The organism is bacterium (genome assembly GCA_030019025.1).
GTDB lineage: Bacteria > Hydrothermota > Hydrothermia > UBA1063 > UBA1063 > UBA1063.
The window spans coordinates 1-5111 of sequence record JASEFR010000007.1; the positions used below are offsets into that span (position 1 = coordinate 1).

8 protein-coding genes are annotated in these 5111 nt (G+C 39.7%); all 8 read left to right on the forward strand.

Annotated features, from left to right (window positions below; genetic code table 11):
* Window positions 1–842, forward strand: an 842-nt coding sequence (locus QMD82_02745; protein ID MDI6850838.1) for a fumarate hydratase, incomplete at its 5' end; no start/stop codon positions are given.
* 9 nt (window positions 843–851) lie between these two features.
* Window positions 852–1778 (forward strand): branched-chain amino acid transaminase, encoded by a 927-nt coding sequence (locus tag QMD82_02750; protein MDI6850839.1) that lies wholly within the window; start codon window positions 852–854, stop codon window positions 1776–1778.
* 1 nt (window position 1779) lies between these two features.
* The gene (gene rpiB, locus QMD82_02755) at window positions 1780–2223 is read left to right on the forward strand and encodes a ribose 5-phosphate isomerase B (protein MDI6850840.1); all 444 of its coding nucleotides are present in this window, start codon (window positions 1780–1782) and stop codon (window positions 2221–2223) included.
* The gene (locus QMD82_02760; protein MDI6850841.1) at window positions 2220–3224 is read left to right on the forward strand and encodes a glycosyltransferase family 4 protein; all 1005 of its coding nucleotides are present in this window, start codon (window positions 2220–2222) and stop codon (window positions 3222–3224) included. Before rpiB ends, QMD82_02760 begins: the two co-directional genes overlap by 4 nt.
* Before the next feature lie 39 nt (window positions 3225–3263).
* Window positions 3264–3833, forward strand: a complete 570-nt coding sequence (locus tag QMD82_02765) for an HD domain-containing protein (protein MDI6850842.1) — start codon at window positions 3264–3266, stop codon at window positions 3831–3833.
* Window positions 3830–4471: a ribulose-phosphate 3-epimerase gene (gene rpe, locus QMD82_02770; GenBank protein MDI6850843.1), complete on the forward strand. Its 642-nt coding sequence runs from the start codon at window positions 3830–3832 to the stop codon at window positions 4469–4471. Before QMD82_02765 ends, rpe begins: the two co-directional genes overlap by 4 nt.
* 36 nt (window positions 4472–4507) lie before the next feature.
* Window positions 4508–4759, forward strand: a complete 252-nt coding sequence (rpsP, locus tag QMD82_02775) for a 30S ribosomal protein S16 (GenBank protein ID MDI6850844.1) — start codon at window positions 4508–4510, stop codon at window positions 4757–4759.
* A 12-nt stretch (window positions 4760–4771) separates the two neighbouring features.
* Window positions 4772–5011: a KH domain-containing protein gene (locus tag QMD82_02780; protein ID MDI6850845.1), complete on the forward strand. Its 240-nt coding sequence runs from the start codon at window positions 4772–4774 to the stop codon at window positions 5009–5011.
* Window positions 5012–5111: the final 100 nt, after the last annotated feature.

Sequence of the window (5111 nt, forward strand, 5' to 3'; positions counted from 1 at the left end):
TGAGAGTCATTAATACTGAAATAATTAAGGAAAAGGTTAAAGAAGCCCTTTTAAGGGCTAATTTTGAACTGGACCCTGATTTTCAAAAACTTCTTGAGAAAGCATTGGAAGAAGAGCAGTCATTAGCAGGTAAAAATGTTTTAAAGGACCTTATAGAAAATATGAAAATCGCTAAGAAGGAAAGAATTCCTCTCTGTCAAGACACGGGAATGGTAAATTTTTATATAGAAATGGGACAGGGAATCAAACTGGAAGGTGATCTTTTAAACAGCGTATTAAACGAAGCTGTAAGAGAAGTGTACAAGGGAAATTACCTCCGTCCTTCGATTGTAGAAGACCCTTTAAAAAGAAAAAACACTGGAGATAATACACCTGCTATCATCCATTTAGAACTGGTTCCCGGTGATAAATTAGCCATCTATATTATGCCCAAGGGTGGTGGAAGTGAGCAAATGTGCAAACTGGCAATGCTTGCCCCTCACGAAGGGGTAGAAGGTGTGAAAAAGTTCATTCTTTCAGCTATCTTAGAAGCAGGCCCGAACCCCTGCCCACCGGTAGTAATTGGAGTTGGAATTGGGGGAAATTTTGATTTAGTGAGTTATCTTGCAAAAAAAGCACTACTTAGGGAATTTGGGAAAAGAAATGAAGACCCCTTTTATGCCCGTCTCGAAATTGAACTGCTGAAGGAAATAAATGAGTTGGGGCTTGGTCCCGGCGGGCTGGGTGGGAGATTTTATGCCCTTGATGTAAGGATAGAAAAATATCCCACCCATATAGCTCAACTGCCCGTGGCGGTGGCCTTTAATTGCAACAGTTTTAGATTGACAAAAATTATAATTTAGGAGGTTGTCATGGCAAAGATAAATGAAGCAAAATACATATGGATGTCTGGGAAAATGGTGCCATGGAATGAAGCAAAGGTCCACGTTTTAACCCATGCCCTGCATTATGGCTCTGCGGTTTTTGAAGGAATAAGGGCTTATAAAACTAAGAGAGGCACTGCGGTTTTTAGATTGAAGGAACACATGAAACGACTTCTTGATTCTGCAAAAATTTACAGGATGGAATCCCCCTTCACTTTGGAAGAGTTAATGAATGCAACGGTTGAATTGATAAAAATAAACGAACTGGACGAATGCTACATACGCCCCTTACTTTACAGAGGATATTTCAATCTTGGTGTCAATCCAATGGAATGCCCCGTTGAAGTCTCAATTGCAGCATGGAAGTGGGGAAAATATCTTGGACCCGAGGCATTGGAACAAGGTGTGGATGTGATGATTTCCAGTTGGAATCGCATGGCTCCAAATACTTTCCCAGCCATGGCAAAAACTACCGCTAATTATGCTAACGCCCAACTAATCAAGATGGAAGCGGTTGTATATGGATTTTCTGAAGGCATTGCTCTCAATGCTTATGGGACGATTTCGGAAGGTTCTGGAGAAAACATCTTTGTCGTAAAAGATGGTGTTATTTACACTCCAAACCTGGAATCCACAATCCTTCCCGGAATCACCCGCTTAACGGTAATCGAAATTGCCAAGTCTCTTGGCTTTGAAGTCAAAGAATGCTTTATACCCAGGGAAATGCTTTACATAGCTGACGAGATCTTTTTCACGGGAACCGCCGCAGAGGTTACACCTATACGGTCCGTTGACAAGATAATTGTAGGAGAAGGTAAAATCGGTCCTGTTACAAAAAAAATCCAACAGGAGTTCTTCCGCATAATTGAAGAGGCAGACGAAAGGTATGAGCATTACTTTACCTGGGTAAAGTAAAATGAAAATTGCTATCGGATCAGATCACAGAGGGTATAAATTGAAAGAGTTTCTCAAATCCAAGCTCTCTATTTCCCACGAGGTTAAAGATTTCGGGACTTACAGCGAAGAGCCATGCGACTACCCAGATATTGCCATACCTCTTGCAGAAAGTGTCGCCAATGGTGAAAACAACTTTGGAATATTGATCTGCTACACAGGTATCGGGATGTCAATTTCTGCCAACAAGGTAAAAGGTATAAGGGCTGCTCACATAACCGATGAACGTTTAGCCATTTTATCAAGAAAGCACAACGATGCAAATATCATCTGTTTACCCGGTGGATTTATGGGCGAAGATGAAGCATTAAACGCGGTTGTATCCTTTTTGGAGGCTGAATTTGAGGGGGGTAGGCACAAGAGGAGGATTGAAAAGATATCAATTTACGAAGAAAAAACTAAATGAAATTTGTTTTTCCACTACTCTCATACAAAAAGCACGGTGGTGTTAGAGTTTTGTCTTTTTTAATAAATGGCCTTGCGGAGAAAGGGCACGATGTTTTTATTGTAGTCCCCGAAGATGCCTTCGAAGAATTTTACAAACTTGATGAAAAGGTGAAAAAAATCTTAACACCCCGCCGAGGTAGAAATCCAATAGGCCTTCTAAAAACCCTCTTCTATCTTCTTGTCAAGTCTCCCCCGGCAGATTACGTTGTTGTAAGTTTTTTTCCCACCTTTTTCCCCGCTCTACTTCACAAGATTTTAAAAGGCTCAAAACTCATTTATTATATTCAAGATTTAGAGCACTTCTTTTACCCTTTTCCTTTTTCAACCCTTGCTTTATTAACATATATTTTACCTACCGATTTAACAATATGTGCCTCCAGCTGGATAAGAAAAAAAATCAGAAAAGGCAAAGTCTTGAGTCCCCCTATAAGTGAAGACTTTTTTGAAAGTACGGAGGGCTTAAAAAAGGCTTTAAACAACGTCGCCTTGGTCTTCCGGTGGGATAGGAGAAAAAGACCAGGGTTAGCAAGAAAAATCCTCAAAGATCCGCGCTTTGATAAGTTCAATTTCTTTGTTATAGGCCATGATCCAATTGTAAGAAAGAAAAATATCCACTTCCTCGGGACACTGAAAAACAAAGAACTTATTGAAGCTTACAACGGCTGTACTTTTTTCATTTTGACTTCTAAGTTTGAGGGATTTGGGCTTCCACCCCTTGAAGCAATGGCCCGAGGTTGTATACCTTTTTCTTTCACAAATACAGGGCCAATGGACTATATTGAAGATGGTAAAAATGGGTTTTACGTGGAGACGGAAGATGAGCTATATTCTCTTATGGTAGGACTTCTTAACAGTCCTAAGAGAATCAATGAAATGTCAGAACGTTGCATTTCAACGGCAACTCAATTTACTAAGGAAAATTTTTTAGCAGAGTTCGAAAAATCCTTGAATTCGCCGTAAGTCTTTGAAGTAACTGCAAATTTTCTTTAAACTTTAAACATGGTTGACCTTCACAATTTCTTTGAAAATGCATATAGGCTAAAAAGAACCCCACGGTCAGGATTCTGGTATTATGGAATAAAAGAACCAGAAACGGTTGCAGAACACATTTTTGGTGTTTCACTCTTAGCCTACATTTTTGGGAGTTATTTAAATAGGCATCACAACCTAAATCTTGATATGGAAAAAATCCTGAAAATGGCTATTGTCCATGAACTGGGAGAAGCACTAATTGGAGACCTACACCTTGAATCCCGCCAATTCCTTGGAAAATGCGCGGAAGAAGCAGAGAAGAAGGCATTCAAGGAGATGTCTGAAAAGCTACCAGCAGGATTAAAAGACGAAATTTTTAACCTTTACGAGGAATTTGAAGAGGGTAAAACCCCTGAGGCTATTTTTGTTAGGTCCATGGACAAGGTAGATCTCCTAATACAGGCCTTAATTTATGAAAAAACAGGATACAAAAACCTCCAAAACTTTTTTGAAGAAAAGAAAAATTTTGAATACATTGAAAAAATTCCCGAAATCCAGGAATTTATTGAGGGTATAAAAGCAAGGAGAAGAGAATGAAAGTTTCGCCATCCATACTTGCCTGTGATTTTGCAAGATTGGAGGAAGAAATAAAAAGTGTTGAAAATGCGGATTTTTTGCATCTCGATATTATGGACGGCGTTTTCGTGCCCAACATCACCTTCGGCCCCTTTATGGTAGAAACCATCAACAGACTTACGGATATGCCCTTAGAAAGCCACCTTATGATTATAGATCCCTTAAAATACATTGAAACTTTCGCAAAAGCGGGATCTGACGTTATAATCTTTCATGTGGAGGCAAAAACTGATACTTTCAAAGCGTTGAAAAAAACAAAAAGTCTCGGAATTAAGGTTGGACTTTCCCTCAATCCTGAAACCCCACTTAGAACCTTACTTCCATACTTCGAACTTATTGATGTGGTGCTTGTGATGTCAGTAAACCCGGGCTTTTACGGCCAAAAGTTTATGCCCCAAGTACTACCAAAATTGGAAAAACTCAAGGAAATAAAAGATTCAAAAAAGTACAATTTCGTTATAGAAGTAGATGGTGGAATAAACGAAGAAACCGCAAAAATAGTCGCTCCGTATGCTGATGTAGTAGTGTCAGGCGCCTACATTTTTGAATCGAAAAATAGAAAAGAAAAAATAGACTACTTGAAAAAACTCTCACCTTAAATTATAATTTAGCACAACGATAGAGAGGAGGCGAAAGTGGTAAAGATCAGATTACAGCGAGTCGGAAGAAGTGGAATACCACTTTATAGAATTGTTGTTCAAGATGCTCGCGTTGCAAGGAATGGAAAAGTTATTGAGGTTCTCGGTCATTACAATCCGCTCAAAGACATTACCGAGTTAAATACCGAACTCCTTGAAAAGTGGCTTTCGCAGGGGGCACAGATGACCCCCCGAGTCGCAAAACTCTACAAATTTTACAAAAAAATAAGGGAGCAGCAAGTACAATAAGGAGGTATAAAGATGGCGGAGCTCAAAGAATTGCTCGAGTACATAGTAAAAGAATTAGTGGACTCACCTGATCAGGTATCTGTAAAAGAGATACCCGGCGAAAAGACTGTGATCTTCGAACTCAGAGTAGGTGCTGGTGATCTCGGTAAAGTAATTGGTCGTGAAGGAAGGACTGCAAAAGCCATCAGGCAGATAATACAGGCTGCTGCAATGAGGAAGGGCAAGAGGGCTCACATAGAGATCCTTGAATAAAAGTCTCGTTGCAGTAGGAAAGATACAAAAAGCCTTTGGACTTCGGGGTGAACTGAAAGTTCACCCCGAAGTTTTTTATGAAGACTTCATCAAATTCCAG

Excerpts from the sequence above, each read along its gene's own strand:
- QMD82_02780 (MDI6850845.1), top strand. The coding sequence starts at position 4,772 with ATGGCGGAGCTCAAAGAATTGCTCGAGTACATAGTAAAAGAATTAGTG.
- rpiB (MDI6850840.1), top strand. The coding sequence starts at position 1,780 with ATGAAAATTGCTATCGGATCAGATCACAGAGGGTATAAATTGAAAGAG.
- rpe (MDI6850843.1), top strand. The coding sequence starts at position 3,830 with ATGAAAGTTTCGCCATCCATACTTGCCTGTGATTTTGCAAGATTGGAG.
- QMD82_02750 (MDI6850839.1), top strand. The coding sequence starts at position 852 with ATGGCAAAGATAAATGAAGCAAAATACATATGGATGTCTGGGAAAATG.
- QMD82_02760 (MDI6850841.1), top strand. The coding sequence starts at position 2,220 with ATGAAATTTGTTTTTCCACTACTCTCATACAAAAAGCACGGTGGTGTT.
- QMD82_02765 (MDI6850842.1), top strand. The coding sequence starts at position 3,264 with ATGGTTGACCTTCACAATTTCTTTGAAAATGCATATAGGCTAAAAAGA.